The 15,404-nt window shown below is 66.9% G+C and carries 10 protein-coding genes; 9 read left to right on the forward strand and 1 reads right to left on the reverse strand.

What is annotated here, in order from left to right:
• Positions 1–50 precede the first annotated feature (50 nt).
• From FHW84_RS16425 to FHW84_RS16450, 6 genes are all read left to right on the forward strand, one after another.
• Positions 51–2,087, forward strand: coding sequence for a glycosyltransferase (locus tag FHW84_RS16425; RefSeq protein WP_243868151.1), 2,037 nt, complete (start codon positions 51–53; stop codon positions 2,085–2,087).
• 107 nt (positions 2,088–2,194) lie between these two features.
• Entirely contained in the window at positions 2,195–2,941 is a 747-nt protein-coding gene (locus FHW84_RS16430; protein WP_167257059.1) for an electron transfer flavoprotein subunit beta/FixA family protein, read from the forward strand.
• Between the two features lie 21 nt (positions 2,942–2,962).
• Positions 2,963–3,904: an FAD-binding protein gene (locus FHW84_RS16435; RefSeq protein ID WP_167257060.1), complete on the forward strand. Its 942-nt coding sequence runs from the start codon at positions 2,963–2,965 to the stop codon at positions 3,902–3,904.
• A 233-nt stretch (positions 3,905–4,137) separates the two neighbouring features.
• Positions 4,138–4,866 (forward strand): class I SAM-dependent methyltransferase, encoded by a 729-nt coding sequence (locus FHW84_RS16440; protein WP_167257061.1) that lies wholly within the window; start codon positions 4,138–4,140, stop codon positions 4,864–4,866.
• Positions 4,867–4,953: 87 nt separating this feature from the next.
• On the forward strand, positions 4,954–5,337 hold the full coding sequence (locus FHW84_RS16445; protein WP_167257062.1) for a GtrA family protein: 384 nt from the start codon (positions 4,954–4,956) through the stop codon (positions 5,335–5,337).
• On the forward strand, positions 5,334–6,347 hold the full coding sequence (locus FHW84_RS16450; protein WP_167257063.1) for a glycosyltransferase family 2 protein: 1,014 nt from the start codon (positions 5,334–5,336) through the stop codon (positions 6,345–6,347). The genes FHW84_RS16445 and FHW84_RS16450 overlap by 4 nt, the downstream gene beginning before the upstream one ends.
• Positions 6,348–6,369: 22 nt before the next feature.
• Here FHW84_RS16450 and FHW84_RS16455 read toward each other — a convergent pair whose 3' ends face one another.
• On the reverse strand, positions 6,370–8,478 hold the full coding sequence (locus FHW84_RS16455; protein WP_167257064.1) for a glycosyltransferase family 39 protein: 2,109 nt from the start codon (positions 8,476–8,478) through the stop codon (positions 6,370–6,372).
• Positions 8,479–8,796: 318 nt separating this feature from the next.
• Between FHW84_RS16455 and FHW84_RS16460 the strand changes: the two genes are divergently transcribed.
• The 3 genes from FHW84_RS16460 to FHW84_RS16470 are packed head-to-tail and all read left to right on the forward strand — an operon-like array spanning position 8,797 to position 15,399.
• The gene (locus tag FHW84_RS16460) at positions 8,797–9,642 is read left to right on the forward strand and encodes an ABC transporter permease (protein ID WP_167257065.1); all 846 of its coding nucleotides are present in this window, start codon (positions 8,797–8,799) and stop codon (positions 9,640–9,642) included.
• Positions 9,632–10,993, forward strand: a complete 1,362-nt coding sequence (locus FHW84_RS16465) for an ABC transporter ATP-binding protein (protein WP_167257066.1) — start codon at positions 9,632–9,634, stop codon at positions 10,991–10,993. The genes FHW84_RS16460 and FHW84_RS16465 overlap by 11 nt, the downstream gene beginning before the upstream one ends.
• Positions 10,993–15,399, forward strand: coding sequence for a glycoside hydrolase family 99-like domain-containing protein (locus FHW84_RS16470; protein ID WP_167257067.1), 4,407 nt, complete (start codon positions 10,993–10,995; stop codon positions 15,397–15,399). Before FHW84_RS16465 ends, FHW84_RS16470 begins: the two co-directional genes overlap by 1 nt.
• The last annotated feature ends 5 nt before the right edge of the window (positions 15,400–15,404 follow it).

Consider the following 15,404-nt stretch of genomic DNA (forward strand, 5'->3'; position numbering starts at 1 on the left):
TCCAGCTGGCAGCCAAGTTCTACTGGCGGTTCAAGCGCCTCGGTTACCTGTTGCAGCGCGCGCGCGCCAGCCTGGCGCTGCGCGGCTGGCATGGGACGGCGCAACGCGTGCTGCAGGAATTCCGCCGGATTCCCGAAGAAGACGAAGCACTGTCGCTGCTGCCGCTGGACGAGCCGTTCGCGCCGTTCGCGGTACCGCGCGCCGAGGCGCCGCGCGTGTCCATCGTCATTCCCACCTACGGCAAGCTGCCCTACACGCTGGCCTGCCTGCGCTCGATCGTGCTGCATGCCAGCGCCACGCCGATCGAGATCATCGTGGTCGACGACGCCGCGCCCGACGGCAGCGCCGCGGTGCTGGCCGGCGTAACGGGCCTGCGCGTGCTGCGCAACGAACGCAACCTGGGCTTCATTGGCAGCTGCAACGCCGGTGCGCAGGCGGCGCGCGGCGAGTTCCTGCTGTTCCTCAATAACGACACGCAGGTCACCTCCGGCTGGATGGAGGCGCTGCTGCAATGCTTCGCCGAGCGCTCCGACTGCGGCATCGCCGGCAGCAAGCTGGTCTATCCCGACGGCCGCCTGCAGGAAGCGGGCGGGCTGGTGTTCGACGACGGCAGCTGCTGGAACCTGGGGCGCTTCGAAAGCCGCGATGCGCCGGCCTGGCAGTTCCGGCGCGAGGTGGACTACGTCTCCGGCGCGGCGCTGATGATCCGCCGCACGCTGTTCGAATACGTCGGCTGCTTCGATACCTTGCTTTCGCCGGCCTATTACGACGACACCGACCTGGCCTTCGCCGTGCGCGCCGCCGGCTGGCGCGTGTACTACGAGCCCGCCAGCATGGTGATCCATTGCGAGGGCATCAGCGCCGGCACGGATCTGAGCAGCGGCATGAAGCGCTTCCAGACCATCAACCAGGACAAGTTCGTCGCCAAGTGGCGCGGCGTGCTGGCCGGCCATCCGTCGCGGCAGACCGCGCTGGACCAGGCCGTGCACTGGCGCGCGCGCGGCCGCCTGCTGGTGGTGGACGGCACCACGCCCGATGCCTCGCGCGATTCGGGTTCGCTGCGCCTGATGGAGATGTTCGAGATCTTCCGCAGCCTCGGCTGGAGCGTCACCTTCTGTCCGGACGACACGCGCACCTCGCGCGCGGACATGCACCGGCTGGGGCGTTTCGGCGTGGAGATCCTGGCGTTATCCTCCGCCGAAGGCCTGCCGCGCTGGCTGGCCGAGCACGGCAAGGAACTGCGCGCGGTGATGCTGTGCCGCCACACCGTGGCCGGGCAGTACCTGCATATCGTGCGGCAGCATGCGCCGCAGGCGAAGCTGATCTTCGATACGGTCGACCTGCATTTCGTGCGCGAGCAGCGCGCGGCGGAACTGAGCGGGCAGGCCTCGATGCTGCGCCAGGCCAAATTGTCGCGGCAGAGCGAACTGACCCTGATCGCCGACAGCGACGTCACCTTCGTGGTCAGTCCCGACGAGCAGGCCCTGCTGCGCAGCCTGGCGCCGGCCGCGCGGGTGGAGCTGGTGTCCAATATCCACGTGATCCACGGCTGCACCAAACCGCATGCGGAGCGCCGCGGCCTGCTGTTCGTCGGCGGCCACGGGCATCCGCCGAATGTGGATGCGATGCGCTGGATCGCCGGCGCCATCCTGCCGGAGCTGCGCAAGGTCGATCCGGACGTCGTCGTGCACATCCTGGGCGACATTTCGGATGCGCTGCGCGCCGAGCTGGCGCAGGACGGCCTGCAGTTGCACGGCCGCGTGGCCGACCTCGATCCGTGGATGGAAACCTGCCTCGCCTCGCTGGCGCCGCTGCGTTTCGGCGCCGGAGTGAAGGGCAAGATCAACATGTCGATGAGCTACGGGCTGCCGGTGATCGCCACGCCGCTCGCGGTCGAGGGCATGCACCTGCACGACCGCGACAACGTGCTGCTGGCCGGCGAGGCCGAAGCCTTCGCCACGGCCTATCGCCAGCTGCGCGACGACCCGGCGCTGTGGTCGCGGCTTTCCGCCGCGGGCCTGGACAATATCCGCCACTACTTCTCGGTCGAAGCGGCCACGCGCACCTTGCAGCGCGTATTGAACTGAACGCGCCCAGCCGGGCCGCGCCGCCGGCCTCCTTCATACAAGTGTTTGAAAATGGTTAGAATGGAGGCTTCCGCCCTGGCGGGCGGCTCACCATGAAGGACCCGCAGATGAAGATTCTTGTCGGCTACAAGCGTGTGGTGGACTTCAACGTCCGCATCCAGGTCAAGCCCGATGGCACGGGCGTGATGACCGATGGCGTCAAGCTGTCGGCCAACCCGTTCGACGACATCGCCCTCGAAGAGGCCCTGCGCCTGCGCGAGAAAGGCATCGCCACCGAAGTGGTGGTGGTGGGCATCGGCCCGGCCGACCTGACCGCGCACCTGCGCAATGGCCTGGCGATGGGCGCCAACCGCGCCATCCACGTAGTCACCGCCGACGAAGTGCAGCCGCTCACCGCCGCGCGCACCCTGCTCAAGCTGGTCGAGAAGGAACAGCCCGAGCTGGTCATCCTGGGCAAGCAGGCGATCGACGACGACGCCAACCAGACCGGCCAGATGCTGGCCGCGCTGTGGGACCGCCCGCAGGCCACCTTCGCCAGCAAGGTGGAGATCGCCGACGGCAAGGCCACGGTTACCCGCGAAGTGGACGCGGGCCTTGAGACGATCGAAGCGCAGCTGCCGGCGGTGATCACCACCGACCTGCGCCTCAATGAGCCGCGCTTCATCAAGCTGCCGGACATCATGAAGGCCAAGTCCAAGCCGATCGACACCATCGAGTTCGGCTCGCTAGGCGTGGAAGCCCACGACCAGCTCAAGACCACGCAGTACGCCGCGCCGCCGAAGCGCAGCAAGGGTGTGATGGTCAAGGACGCCGCCGAACTGGTGGCGGCGCTCAAGCAGAAGGGCCTGCTCTAAGCAGGTTGCCGGGAGATCGATATGAGCAAGATTCTGGTTATCGCCGAACACCTCAACGGCAAGCTGAACCCCTCCACCGCCCGCGCCGTCAGCGCCGCCGCCGCCGTCAAGGGCGAAGCGATCGACGTGCTGGTGCTGGCCGACAACGTCGACGCCATCGCCGCCGAGGCCGCGCGCATCGAGGGCGTGAGCAAGGTGCTCACCATCGCGCGCGCCGAGAACGCGCATCCGCTGGCCGCCGTGCTGGCGCCGCAGGTGGCCAAGGCCGCCGCCGGCTACAGCCACGTATTCTTTCCCTCCACCACCTTCGGCAAGGACGTGGCGCCGCGCGCCGCTGCCCTGCTCGGCGTGGCGCAGGTGAGCGACGTGATGTCGGTGGAAAGCGCGCACACCTTCAAGCGCCCGATCTACGCGGGCAACGCCATCGTCACGGTGGAAGCGAACCCGGCGCACGCCGTGGTCGCCACTATCCGCACGGCTTCGTGGCCGGCTGCCGCCACGGGTGCGAACAGCGCGCCGGTGGAAGCCGTCAGCGTCGATGCCGCGCTGCCGACGCATACGCGCTTCGTCAATCTCCAGCAGGGCAAGAGCGACCGCCCCGACCTGCAGAGCGCCAGCAAGGTGGTCTCCGGCGGCCGCGGCGTCGGCTCGAAGGAAAACTTCGAGATCATCTTCAAGCTCGCCGACAAGATCGGCGCCGCCGTGGGCGCTTCGCGCGCCGCGGTGGATGCGGGCTACGTGCCGAACGAACTGCAGGTCGGCCAGACCGGCAAGATCATCGCGCCGGAGCTGTACCTCGCCTTCGGCATTTCCGGCGCGATCCAGCACCTGACCGGCATCAAGGACGCCGGCACCATCGTGGCGATCAACAAGGACGGCGAAGCGCCGATCTTCGAAATCGCCGACATCGGCCTGGTGGGCGATCTGTTCAAGCTGATTCCGGACATCGAACAGGCGCTCTGAGCGATCTTTTCAAGCTCGCGTTCGACCTCGAGGGGTGGCGAAGGCCACCCCTTTTTATTTTCCTTATCAGAAAGCCGCGTATTCCCGCGGCGCCGGTTGAACTCCACCAGGCCTTGTGGTGTTATCCCGAAATACCTTGCGAATCGCGCGATATTGGTGTCCTGCTGACCTTGACAAGTCATCAACACCATGCGGATGCGTCGCCGTCGCGTCATTTCATAGAAAGGCCCGGAATGGATTTCTTCAAAGCCAAGGCAAAACGCGAGCTTCCCTCGAACCCCGGCTATTGCCCGTGCTGCGGCAAGAACACGCGGTTCGTCGAGCATGGCCCGTGGCTGCGCGACGAATATCTTTGCGACAACTGCCGCTCCATTCCGCGCCAGCGGCATCTGATGCTGATCATGGGCGAGCTGTATCCGGAGTGGCGCTCGCTGAGCATTCATGAGTCCTCGCCGTCCAACAACCTGATCGCCAAGGCCTGCAAGGGCTACAGCTATTCGCAATATTTCCCCGACCAGCCGCACGGCAAGACCTTCCGCGGCGTGCGTTGCGAAGACATCGAACATCTCACTTTCCCGGACGGGACCTTCGATATCTTCATCACCCAGGACGTGCTGGAACACGTATTCGACCCGGCCCAGGCGCTGCGCGACATCCATCGCGTGCTGAAGCCCGGCGGCGCGCACATCTTCACCGCGCCCAAGCATGCCGGCCTGGCTACGTCGGTGCGCCGCGCCGAGCTGGACGCGCAGGGCCAGGTGAACCACCTGCTCGAAGCGCAGTACCACGGCAATCCGGTGGGCGACGGCAAGGCGCTGGTCACCTGGGACTACGGCAGCGATTTCGAAGTGCTGGCCTCGGACTGGGTGGGCGGCATCAGCGTGAACACCTTCCATACCCGCAACCGCGACATGGGCATCGACGCGGCCTTCAACGAGGTTTTCGTCATCCGCAAGCGCTGAACGGCGGCGCTTGCGCCCCTGCGGGATGCCGGGCTTCACGCTAGACTGGATCGTTGTGCAGGTTCCGGCACCGTCTTCGGCGAGCGTATGAGCATAGTCAAACAGGGGATCAGCTACGGCTTCATCGGGATCATCCAGATCGTCGTCGACTGGCTGACCTTCATCGGCCTCACCCAGCTCGGCGTCGTGACGGGACCGGCCAACGTCACCGGCCGCGTGGTCGGCGCCTCGCTCGGTTTCTGGCTGAATGGGCGCTTCACCTTCGCCGGTGACGAGGCCCGCCCCCTGCGCACCAAGCACGCCATGAAGTACCTCGTCACCTGGACGCTGACCACGCTGCTCAGCACCGGCGCGGTCATGCTGGCAACCCGGCTCCATGGACTGCACATGGCCTGGGCGGTCAAGCCCGTCGCCGACGTCGCGCTGGCCGGCGTCGGCTTCATCGCCTCGAAGTATTGGATCTACAAATGAACGAAGCGGCCTCGCCTTCCATCGCCATGCCGGTCATCGCGGTGGTCATTCCCAGCTACAAGGTCAAGGACTTCGTCCTCGACGTGGTAGCCTCGGTCCCCGCCCGCATCCAGCAGATCTACGTGGTGGACGACGCCTGCCCGGTCGGCTCGGGCAGGCATGTGCAGGAACACTGCACCGATCCGCGCGTCACCGTGGTCTTCCACGAGGTCAACCGCGGCGTCGGCGGCGCCGTCATGACCGGCTATCGGGCGGCCATCGAAGGCGGTGCCGACGTCATCGTCAAGATCGATGGCGATGGCCAGATGGACCCGGCCCTGATCGACGATTTCGTGGACCCCATCCTGCGCGGCGAAGCCGACTACACCAAGGGCAACCGCTTCTACGACCTGGAAAGCCTGGGCAACATGCCCAGGCTTCGCGTGTTCGGCAATGCGGTTCTTTCGCTGATGGCGAAGGTTTCCACCGGTTACTGGGACCTGTTCGATCCCACCAACGGCTATACGGCCATCCATGCCGACGTCGCGCGCCGGTTGCCGTTCAACCGCATCAGCGAGCGGTATTTCTTCGAGACGGACATCCTGTTCCGCCTCGGCACCTTCCGCGCCGCCGTGGTCGACGTGCCGATGGACGCGAAGTATGGCGATGAAGTCAGCAACCTGAAGATTTCGCGCATTTTCAGCGAGTTTCTGACCAAGCACATCCGCAATACGATCAAGCGGATCTTCTACAACTACTTCCTGCGCGACATGTCGGTGGCATCGCTGGAACTGGTGTTCGGCACGCTGATCCTGCTGTTCGGCCTGATTTTCGGGCTGGTGCACTGGATGCGCTCGGCCGCGGCGCACGTGGCCACCCCGGTAGGCACGATCATCATCGCCGCGCTGTCGATCCTGTGCGGGTTCCAGTTGCTGCTGGCGTTCCTGAACTACGACGTGTCCCACCTGCCGTCCCGCGCCATCCACCGGCGTTCGCCGATGCGCACGCGCAGCAGGGAACGCCAGCACTGAAGGCGCCCGGGGGCGCCCTCACTTACTGCGCCGGCAGCGCCGTCACGCGGACGCGCGCCACGGCCACGCCGAGCGGCACGCCGCCGTCGTTCACCGGCGTGCTTTCGAACCACAGGCTGTCGCTGGGCGTGCTCACGTCGAGCACCAGCTGATGATCCTGTCCGCCGGCGCTCATCGGCACCTTGGCTGCCGCGGTGCCCACTCCGACCGTAATCGACGGGATCTTCGCCGCGTCCGCGGCCCAGCCGAAGAACTCCACGCGCACCCGGCCCGATACCAGCACCGGCAATTCGATGTTCGCGCGCTGCGCCGTGGACCAGCGCCCCCAGCCCTCGCCGGGACGGAAGCCACGGAAGCGCGACGGATTGGCCGCGCTGCTGGTGTCGATCGACAGCGGCACGCCGTCCCACACCGGCTTCTGCGGCGCGACGGGGCGTACGCGCGCGTCTTCCAGCAGATACAGGCGCTGCGTGCCGAGATCGATCTTCCATGCCTCCGGCAGCCGCACGTCCATGCTCGCCGGGGCCACGATCCACTGTGTGCCCTTGGGCACGTGCTGCGCCTCCAGCGCCGTACCGGGCGCCAGTTCCAGCACGTGCTGCTGGGTATCCAGCGCCGCCAGCAGATACGAGGCCTGGCCGAAACGCTCATAGGTGGCCACCAGGCCGGTGCCGGGCGCTTCCTCGCCAAGGAAGGCACGGATCGCCGCGCCATCGGCCAGCACCTGGCGGGTCAGCTCGTTCTCGGCCTTCAGCCAGGCGGACATCTGGCCGTGCGCGGCCAGCATCGCGCCGGCAACGAACACCACATAAGCCAGCCGCCTGCGCCAGGTGAACGCGAATGCCGCCCAGCACACCAGGGCCAGCGCCAGCGACAGCCGCAGCGGCCAGCGCGCGACGTGGTCGAAACCCCAGTAAGGGATCTTGCGGTCGAACAGGCCGAACAGATCCGGGTAGTCCCAGGGGTAGAGATGGAACCAGAAGCGGCCCCACAGCACGAAGCTCACCATCGCCGCGAAGCCCAGCAGCGCGACCCAGCGCGGAGCGCCACGCCCCGTCCACCACAGGCCATAGGCCAGCAGGAACGGCAGCAGCGCCTCGAGATAGCGCCCGTGCAGGCGGCCGCGCTCGAATTCCGAACCGGCGGCCGCGGCATCGGTGAACAGCGCCACCATGCTGAGCATCGCCGCCGCCAGCAGGAACAGGAACAGCGTGAGCTTGCGGCGCGCTTCGTCGATGCCCTCGTCCGCGGCCGCCACCGGCGCGGACGCGCGGCGCCGCGGCAGCCAATGGCGCAGATCCGCCAGCAGCGCCACCACGCCCGGCGCGAAGAACACCAGCCACACCCACACGTGTCCGCCCACATAGCCGGCGATCGAACCCAGGCTCTTCAGCAGGTAATGCGGATCGCGCAGCTGGTCGAGGTAGGCCTGGTAAAACGAGGCGACGATGGCCGAGGACCCGGCCGGATCCAGCACGTGCCTCAGCAGCTTGATCAGGAGCACCGTGCAGGCCAGATACCCCACCGCCTGCAGCAGGCCCAGCCCCGCGCGCTTCAACGCCGATCCGCCCGCGGCGAGTCCCACGCGGCTCCACGCCAGATACGCCGCGCTGGCCAGGATGGCCGCCGCCGCATGCGGCTTGATCAGGTAACCGGTCGCGCTGACCAGGGCCGCCAGCACCACCTGCCGCCAGGAACTGGCGCCGCGTTCGGCCAGCCAAACCAGCACGAGCAGATAGATCGAAATCTGGAATTCCACTTCCGGCAGCAACGTCGTCGCATAGAACGAAAACGGCATGGCCAGATACAGCAAGGCGGCCAGCACCGCCGAACGCCGGTCCATGCAGCGGCGGAAGATGCCGAACAGCAGCCAGCCGCCGAGGCAGTACAGCAGGCTGTTGAACAGGCGGCCCACGGTGTCGGCATGCTGCACCGAACCGGTGGCCCAGGCGCGGTAAAGCCAGGGATAGACCTTGTTGTCCACGCGCTGCAGGTAAGGATCGAGCGCAAACAGCTGCTCGCCCGAGGCCTCGTATTTCGCGGCATGGAAATACGCGTACTCGTCGCTGCCCATCACCGGCGAATTGATCGACGCCACGCGGATCGCCATCAGGAAAAACGCCACGAGCATGGCCATCCACAACAGGCGCGGTGCGTTTCCGGCGTTTTCGCCGGGACCACCGTCAATTCTTGTATCCATGCATTTCCTCTTGGCCTTCAATGCCCGCGCCGCGGAAACGAGCCGCGGGCCGTGCCGAATTCCGCCGATTGCCGATGAATCCCCTACGGAAGCAGCCATCCCGCCCCTGCGCCGCCGGAATCTTCTAATTTACCGCACGGTCAGCCACGCCGGGCAATTTTCCTACTCTCATCCCAGGGCAGCCGGTATAATTACCGGTTTAGCGATGACGGCCTTGACCGGAAGTCAGTCCAGACTATTCAGGCACTTATGACGCCATCGACCATACTCAGTTCCCGCCAGCAGTACCGCAGCGGCCCCAGGGCGATTGCCGGGAGCTTCTTAAGCCACCGGGCGCTGATCGCCTCCCTGATCCGCCGCGACATCGCCTCGCGCTATCGCGGTTCGGCGCTGGGCATGGCGTGGGCCATTCTCAATCCGCTGATCATGCTGCTGATCTACACCTTCGTGTTCAGCCAGGTGTTCAAGATGCGCTGGGGCGGCACCGCCACCGATCCGTCGGAATTCGCGCTGATGCTGTTCGCCGGCATGCTGGTCTTCAATTTCTTTGCCGAGTGCGTGAATCGCGCGCCGGGCGCGGTCACCGCCACGCCCAACCTGGTCAAGAAGATCGTCTTTCCGCTGGAAACCCAGGCCTGGGTCATCGCCGGCTCCGGCCTGTTCCAGGCGGCCATCAGCCTGGGCATCCTGCTGCTGGCGCACGTGGTGATGAAGGGCGTGCCGCCGTGGACCTTCGTGCTGATCCCGCTGGTGTTCGTGCCGCTGGTGCTGCTGGTGCTGGGCGTGGTGTGGTTTCTGTCGGCGCTGGGCGTGTACCTGCGCGACATCGGCCAGCTGGTCGGCCACCTGGTGATGATGACCATGTTCCTGTCGCCGCTGTTCTATCCGGTCACGGCGATTCCGGAGAGCTTTCGTTCGCTGTTCTATTTGAATCCAATGACCTTCCTGATGGGCGAATCGCGCAAGGTGCTGATCCTGGGCACGCTGCCCGACTGGGGCATGCTCGGCCTCTTCACGCTGGGCGGCCTGCTGATCGCCAGCTTCGGCTTCTGGTGGTTCCAGCGCACGCGCCGGGGTTTTGCCGATGTCCTCTGATCTGGCCATCCGCGTCAGCGGCGTAAGCAAGTGCTACAACATTTATGAAAGCCCGATGCACCGGCTGGTGCAGTCGTTCTATCCGCGCGCGGCGCGGGTGATCGGCAGCGTCGGCGCGCAGCGCCTCGCCGGCCAGCTGCGCGAGCGCCGCCACTACAAGGAATTCTGGGCCCTGCGCGGCATCGACTTCCAGGTGCGCCGCGGCGAGACGATCGGCGTGGTCGGCAAGAACGGTTCCGGCAAGTCCACCCTGCTGCAGATGATCGCCGGCACCCTGGCGCCGACTGCGGGCGACATCGAAGTCCACGGCCGCGTGGCCGCGCTGCTGGAACTGGGTTCGGGCTTCAATCCGGATTTCACCGGCATCGAGAACATCCGCCTCAACGCGGCGGTGCTCGGGCTGTCGGCGGCGGAGCTCGACCAGCGCATGGACGCGATTCTCGCGTTCGCCGACATCGGCGACTTCGTCAACCGCCCGGTCAAGACCTATTCCAGCGGCATGGTGGTGCGCCTGGCCTTCGCGGTGCAGGCACAGGTCGATCCGGACGTGCTCATCGTCGACGAAGCGCTCTCGGTAGGCGACGCCAAGTTCCAGTCCAAGTGCTTCGCGCGCCTGGATACGCTGAAGGAAGCCGGCACCTCGATCCTGTTCGTGTCGCATTCCACCGAGCAGATCGTCAGCCACTGCGACCGCGCCATCCTGCTGCACGAAGGCCTGATGCACCAGGAAGGCCAGCCCAAGGACGTGGTCCACACCTATCTGGACCTGCTGTTCGGCAAGGCCCGGCGCGCCATCGCCCGCGACGAAGCCGCGGCCGGCACGGCACCGGGCGAAGCCGACGCCGATGCCGACGGCGTGCTGGTCAGCGGCGGCTTCGAGACGCGCCCGAACTACAACCCCTACGAATACCGCTGGGGCGACGGCACGGTGCGCATCGAGGATTTCCGCATGCAGTCCTCGCACGCCTGGGATCCGTCGACAGTGGAACCCGGGGACCGCCTCAAGCTGATGCTGCGCGTGCGCTTCGAAGAAGCCATCCCGCGGCCGATCTTCGGCCTGACCGTGAAGACCAAGGACGGCGTCACCGTGTTCGGCACCAACTCGGAGCTGATCGAATACGACGTCGATCGCCTGGGCGGACGCGGCACCACCGCGGACGTCAGTTTCGAATTCGATTGTCGCCTTGGACCGGGCGACTATTTCCTGTCGGTGGGGGTTGCCAGCCATAACGGCGTCGAAGTCGTGCCGCACGACCGCCGCTACGATTCCATCCATCTGAACGTCAACGGCAAGGGCTTTTTCGGCCTGGCCATGCTCGACGTGCGGATGGACGCCAAGGAGAGCCCCTGATGAACGTTGCCGCCGCATCTCTTGCCGAGGCGCTGCGCAGCGCCGGCTACGTGCTCGACGCCGAGCACCGCGTGTGGTCGCATGCCACCCGCCCGGCCAAGCCTTTTGCCTATTCCGACGGCGACGAAGTCGAGCAGCGCATCCGCCATGCGATCGCTTCGAGCAGCGACGTATCGCTGTTTTCCACCGAGCTTGAGCGCCACCAGATCGACTGGCCGTCGGTCTATCACCTGAGCGCCGACCGCGCGAACCTGCTGCGCCCGATCGGCAAGCTGTTCGCCGGCGCGCGCGTGCTGGAGATCGGCGCCGGCTGCGGCGCCATCACGCGCTACCTGGGCGAATGCGGTGCGCAGGTGCTGGCGCTGGAAGGCAGCCCTCGCCGCGCCTCCATCGCCGCCTCGCGCTGCCGCGACCTGCCCGGCGTGACGGTGATGAACGACCGCTTCGACGCGCTGGAGACCGACGCGAAGTTCGACGTGGTCACCCTGATCGGCGTGCTCGAATACGCGCGCATGTACACCGCCGGCGAGGATCCCATCGCCGAGACGCTGCGCCGCGCGCACCAGCTGCTCAGCGACGACGGCGTGCTGATCGTGGCGATCGAGAACCAGCTGGGCCTGAAGTATTTCGCCGGCATTCCCGAGGACCACCTCGGCCGCGCCATGGCCGGCATCGAGGACGGCTACCGCCGCGACGGCGTGGTCACCTTCGGCAAGCAGGAGCTGCAGCGGCGCATCGCCGCCGCCGGCTATGCGCGCAGCGAAGTGGCCATGCCGTTCCCCGACTACAAGCTGCCGGGCAATGTGATCCTGCCGGCGGCGCTGCAGGCCGGCGACGCCTTCGACGCCGCCTCGCTGGCTGGCCAGGCCTCGCGCAAGGACCGCCAGATCCGCTATTCGCCGCTGTTCTCCATGAGCCGCGCCTTCGCCGTGCTCGGACGCAACGGACTGCTCGACGACATGGCCAACTCGTTCCTGGTGATCGCCGGCAAGAGCCAGGCCTCGGCCACGTTCGAGCAGCTCGCGCCGGGCGTGCTGGCGGAGCTGTATTCCACCCAGCGCCACCCCGCCTACAAGAAGCTCAGCCGCTTCACGCGCAGCGGCGACGGCGTGCGCGTGTCGCGCGAACGCCTGATTCCTTCGGCCGCGATCGAATCGCGCCTGCTGCTCAACCACGCCACCGAAGAAACCTATCTCGCCGGCCAGCACTGGAGCGAGCGCTTCGAGCAGATCGTGGTGATCCCGGGCTGGAGCCTGCAGGATGTATCGGACTGGTTCGGCCTGTGGCTGCGCGCACTGGCCAAGGCCATGCCCGGTTCGCCCAAGGCGGAGGAACTGGCGATCGATACGCCGGTACCGGCGCAGCTGTTCGACGCCATGCCCGACAACCTCATCGTCGGGCACGACGGCGAGGCGCGCTTCTTCGACCTGGAATGGCATTTCCACGCGCCGCTCACCGTCGGCTATCTCGGCTTCCGCGCGCTCAAGCTCACCTTCGGCACCTTGCTGGGCGTGGCGGTTCCCGCCGACCGCCAGATGCTGCATACCGCGACGCTGATCCGCGAAACCTTCCGCAAGCACGGCTACGTGCTGACGTCCACGCATATCCAGACCTACCTGGACCTGGAAGCCACGCTGATCGCCGAAGTGCAGGGCCAGTACACCGGAGTGCTGGAGCTGGCCGATTACCAGTCGCACGTGATGTCCGTGGCGCCCGACGTCGGCGGCCTGCTGGCCGGCCATTCGTCGGCGCAGGCGACGCTGGCCGAATCGGCGGAACTGCGCACCGCGATCAGCGAACTGATCGAACGGCTGGATGCTTCCGCCGAAGCCCCGCCGCCGGCCGCGGTACAGCCCGCTCCGCCCCCGGCGATCGACATCGAAGCCGTCAAGCAGGCCGCCAAGCACGAAGCGAAGAACGAAGCACGCGTCGAGCACGAACGCCTGCGCACGGAACTGGACCGCTTCCGCCAGGAGCACGACCGCGTCCGCGCCGAGCAGGAACGCCTGCGCGGCGAACTCGGACAAGCCGAGCAGCAGCGCCAGGCCCTCACGGACGAACTGGCGGTCATGCGCCAGTCGCACAGTTGGAAATTGACCGCTCCTCTGCGGAGCGGCAGGACGAAGATGAGCTCTCTGAAAACCCGGCTGCGCCAGCGCACCGTCGCCACCGTCAAGACCGTCTACCGCCGCCTGCCCATCGGCATGGGCACCAAGCTGGCGATCAAGAACGCGCTGTTCCGCGCCTTCGGCCCGCTGCTCAGCCATACCGCGGCTTACCGCCGCTGGCGCGCCTACCAGGGCACGCACGCGCCCAGCCCGAGCTTCACCGTCGCCCCGCCGGCGTACCAGGCGCCCAGCCCGATGCAGAGCTCCGGCACGCTGTGGCAGGCCGACGGCGTGCGCGAGTGGGCCGACTACGGCGCGGTGAAGCAGCGCATCGCCGACAGCACCCAGGCGCTGCGCGCCAGGCGCCAGCCCGCCTCGTTCCCGCTGCTCGATTTCTCGCACCTCTCCGCCGATGCCGCCGCGGCCAAGGTGAAGCTGCCGCTCGCCGCGGCGCAGCCGACCGTGACCATCCTGGTGCCGGCCTACAACCATCTGATCACCACCCTGGAATGCCTGGCGTCGATCGCCGCCGCGCAGCGCCCGGGCGATCCGGATTTCGAAGTGCTGGTGGCCAACGATGCGTCCACCGACGACACCGCCCAGGTGCTGGCCACCATCGCCAACCTGCGCGTGGTCAACCAGCCGGCCAATCTCGGCTTCCTGCGCAACTGCAACACCGCCGCCAAGGAAGCCCGCGGCAAATACCTGCTGTTCCTCAACAACGACGTGCAGGTCACGCCGGGCTGGCTGAAGGCCCTGGTCGACTGCATCGACGGCGATGCCACGGTGGGCGCGGCCGGTCCGCGCATCGTGTATCCCAGCGGCTGGCTGCAGGAAGCCGGCACGCGCTGGCACCGCGACGGCACCGCCGAACTGGTCGGCCTCAACGACCAGCCCGACCTGCCGCGCTACAGCTACAACCGCGACGTGGACTACTGCAGCGGCGCCTGCCTGCTGGTGCGCCAGGGCGAGTTCCAGGCCATGGGCGGCTTCGACGAGCGCTACGCGCCGGCCTACTGCGAGGACTCCGACCTGTGCATGCGCCTGCGCGCTGCCGGCAAGCGCATCGTCTACTGCGGCCAGGCCACCGTGCTGCATCACCTGAGCCTCACTTCGGAAGCACTGCCCAGCGAGTACAAGCTCAACTGCATCGCGCAAAACCTCGACACCTTCACCTCGCGCTGGCGCGAACAGCTGGACGCGCTCGACACCGTGCGCACCATCGCGTTCTACCTGCCGCAGTTCCATCCGATTCCCGAGAACGACCTGTGGTGGGGCCGCGGCTTCACCGAATGGACCAACGTCAGCAAGGCCCAGCCCAACTACGTCGGCCACTACCAGCCGCGCATGCCGGCGGACCTGGGCTACTACGACCTGCGCCTGCCCGAAGTGCTGGAGAAGCAGGCGGAACTCGCGCGCCGCTACGGCATCGGCGGCTTCTGCTTCTACTACTACTGGTTCGCCGGCCATCGCCTGCTGGAGCGCCCGATCGAGCAGATGCTGGCCACTTCCAAGCCGGACTTCCCGTTCTGCCTGTGCTGGGCCAACGAGAACTGGACGCGCCGCTGGGATGGGCAAGAACACGAGCTGCTGATGGCGCAGAAGCATTCGGACGAGGACGACCTGGCGGTCATCCACGACCTGATGCGCTACTTCCGCCAGTCCAACTACATCCGCATCCACGGCAAGCCGCTGATCCTGGTCTACCGCACCACGCTGTTCCCCGATTTCGCGCGCACCGCCTCGCTGTGGCGCGAGGTGTGCCGCAAGGAAGGCATCGGCGAGATCTACATCGCCCAGGTCGAATCGTTCGAGCTGGCTACCTCCGGCGCCACGCCCGAGCAGTTCGGCTGCGATGCCTCGGTGGAATTCCCACCGCAGGGCATGGCCGAGCCGATCGCGCTGCCGGGTCAGCAGCTCAATCCGGATTTCCAGGGCGCCGTGGCCGACTACCGCGACATCGCGGTGAAGTACGCCACGCGCGAGCTGCCGCCGTACAAGCGCTTCATGGGCGTGATGCCCGGCTGGGACAACACCGCGCGCCGCCAGCACAACAGCTACTGCTTCGACGCGGCCACCCCGGGCGCGTTCCAGGCCTGGCTGGAAACCACGGTGGAGCGCACCAAGCAGCAGTTCAGCGGCGACGAGCGCATCGTCTTCATCAATGCCTGGAACGAATGGGCCGAAGGCGCCTATCTCGAACCGGACCGCCGCTTCGGCCACAGCTTCCTGCAGGCGCACGCCAACGCGCTGGATGCCGACAAGCTGGCCCGCCACAACAAGTACTCGCTGGGATGAGCGCC

It is taken from the genome of Dyella sp. SG562 (genome assembly GCF_011759495.1).
Classification (GTDB): Bacteria; Pseudomonadota; Gammaproteobacteria; order Xanthomonadales; family Rhodanobacteraceae; genus Dyella_D; species Dyella_D marensis.

Excerpts from the sequence above, each read along its gene's own strand:
- FHW84_RS16430 (WP_167257059.1), top strand. The coding sequence starts at position 2,195 with ATGAAGATTCTTGTCGGCTACAAGCGTGTGGTGGACTTCAACGTCCGC.
- FHW84_RS16435 (WP_167257060.1), top strand. The coding sequence starts at position 2,963 with ATGAGCAAGATTCTGGTTATCGCCGAACACCTCAACGGCAAGCTGAAC.
- FHW84_RS16440 (WP_167257061.1), top strand. The coding sequence starts at position 4,138 with ATGGATTTCTTCAAAGCCAAGGCAAAACGCGAGCTTCCCTCGAACCCC.
- FHW84_RS16445 (WP_167257062.1), top strand. The coding sequence starts at position 4,954 with ATGAGCATAGTCAAACAGGGGATCAGCTACGGCTTCATCGGGATCATC.
- FHW84_RS16450 (WP_167257063.1), top strand. The coding sequence starts at position 5,334 with ATGAACGAAGCGGCCTCGCCTTCCATCGCCATGCCGGTCATCGCGGTG.
- FHW84_RS16455 (WP_167257064.1), bottom strand. The coding sequence starts at position 8,478 with ATGCTCGTGGCGTTTTTCCTGATGGCGATCCGCGTGGCGTCGATCAAT.
- FHW84_RS16460 (WP_167257065.1), top strand. The coding sequence starts at position 8,797 with ATGACGCCATCGACCATACTCAGTTCCCGCCAGCAGTACCGCAGCGGC.
- FHW84_RS16465 (WP_167257066.1), top strand. The coding sequence starts at position 9,632 with ATGTCCTCTGATCTGGCCATCCGCGTCAGCGGCGTAAGCAAGTGCTAC.
- FHW84_RS16470 (WP_167257067.1), top strand. The coding sequence starts at position 10,993 with ATGAACGTTGCCGCCGCATCTCTTGCCGAGGCGCTGCGCAGCGCCGGC.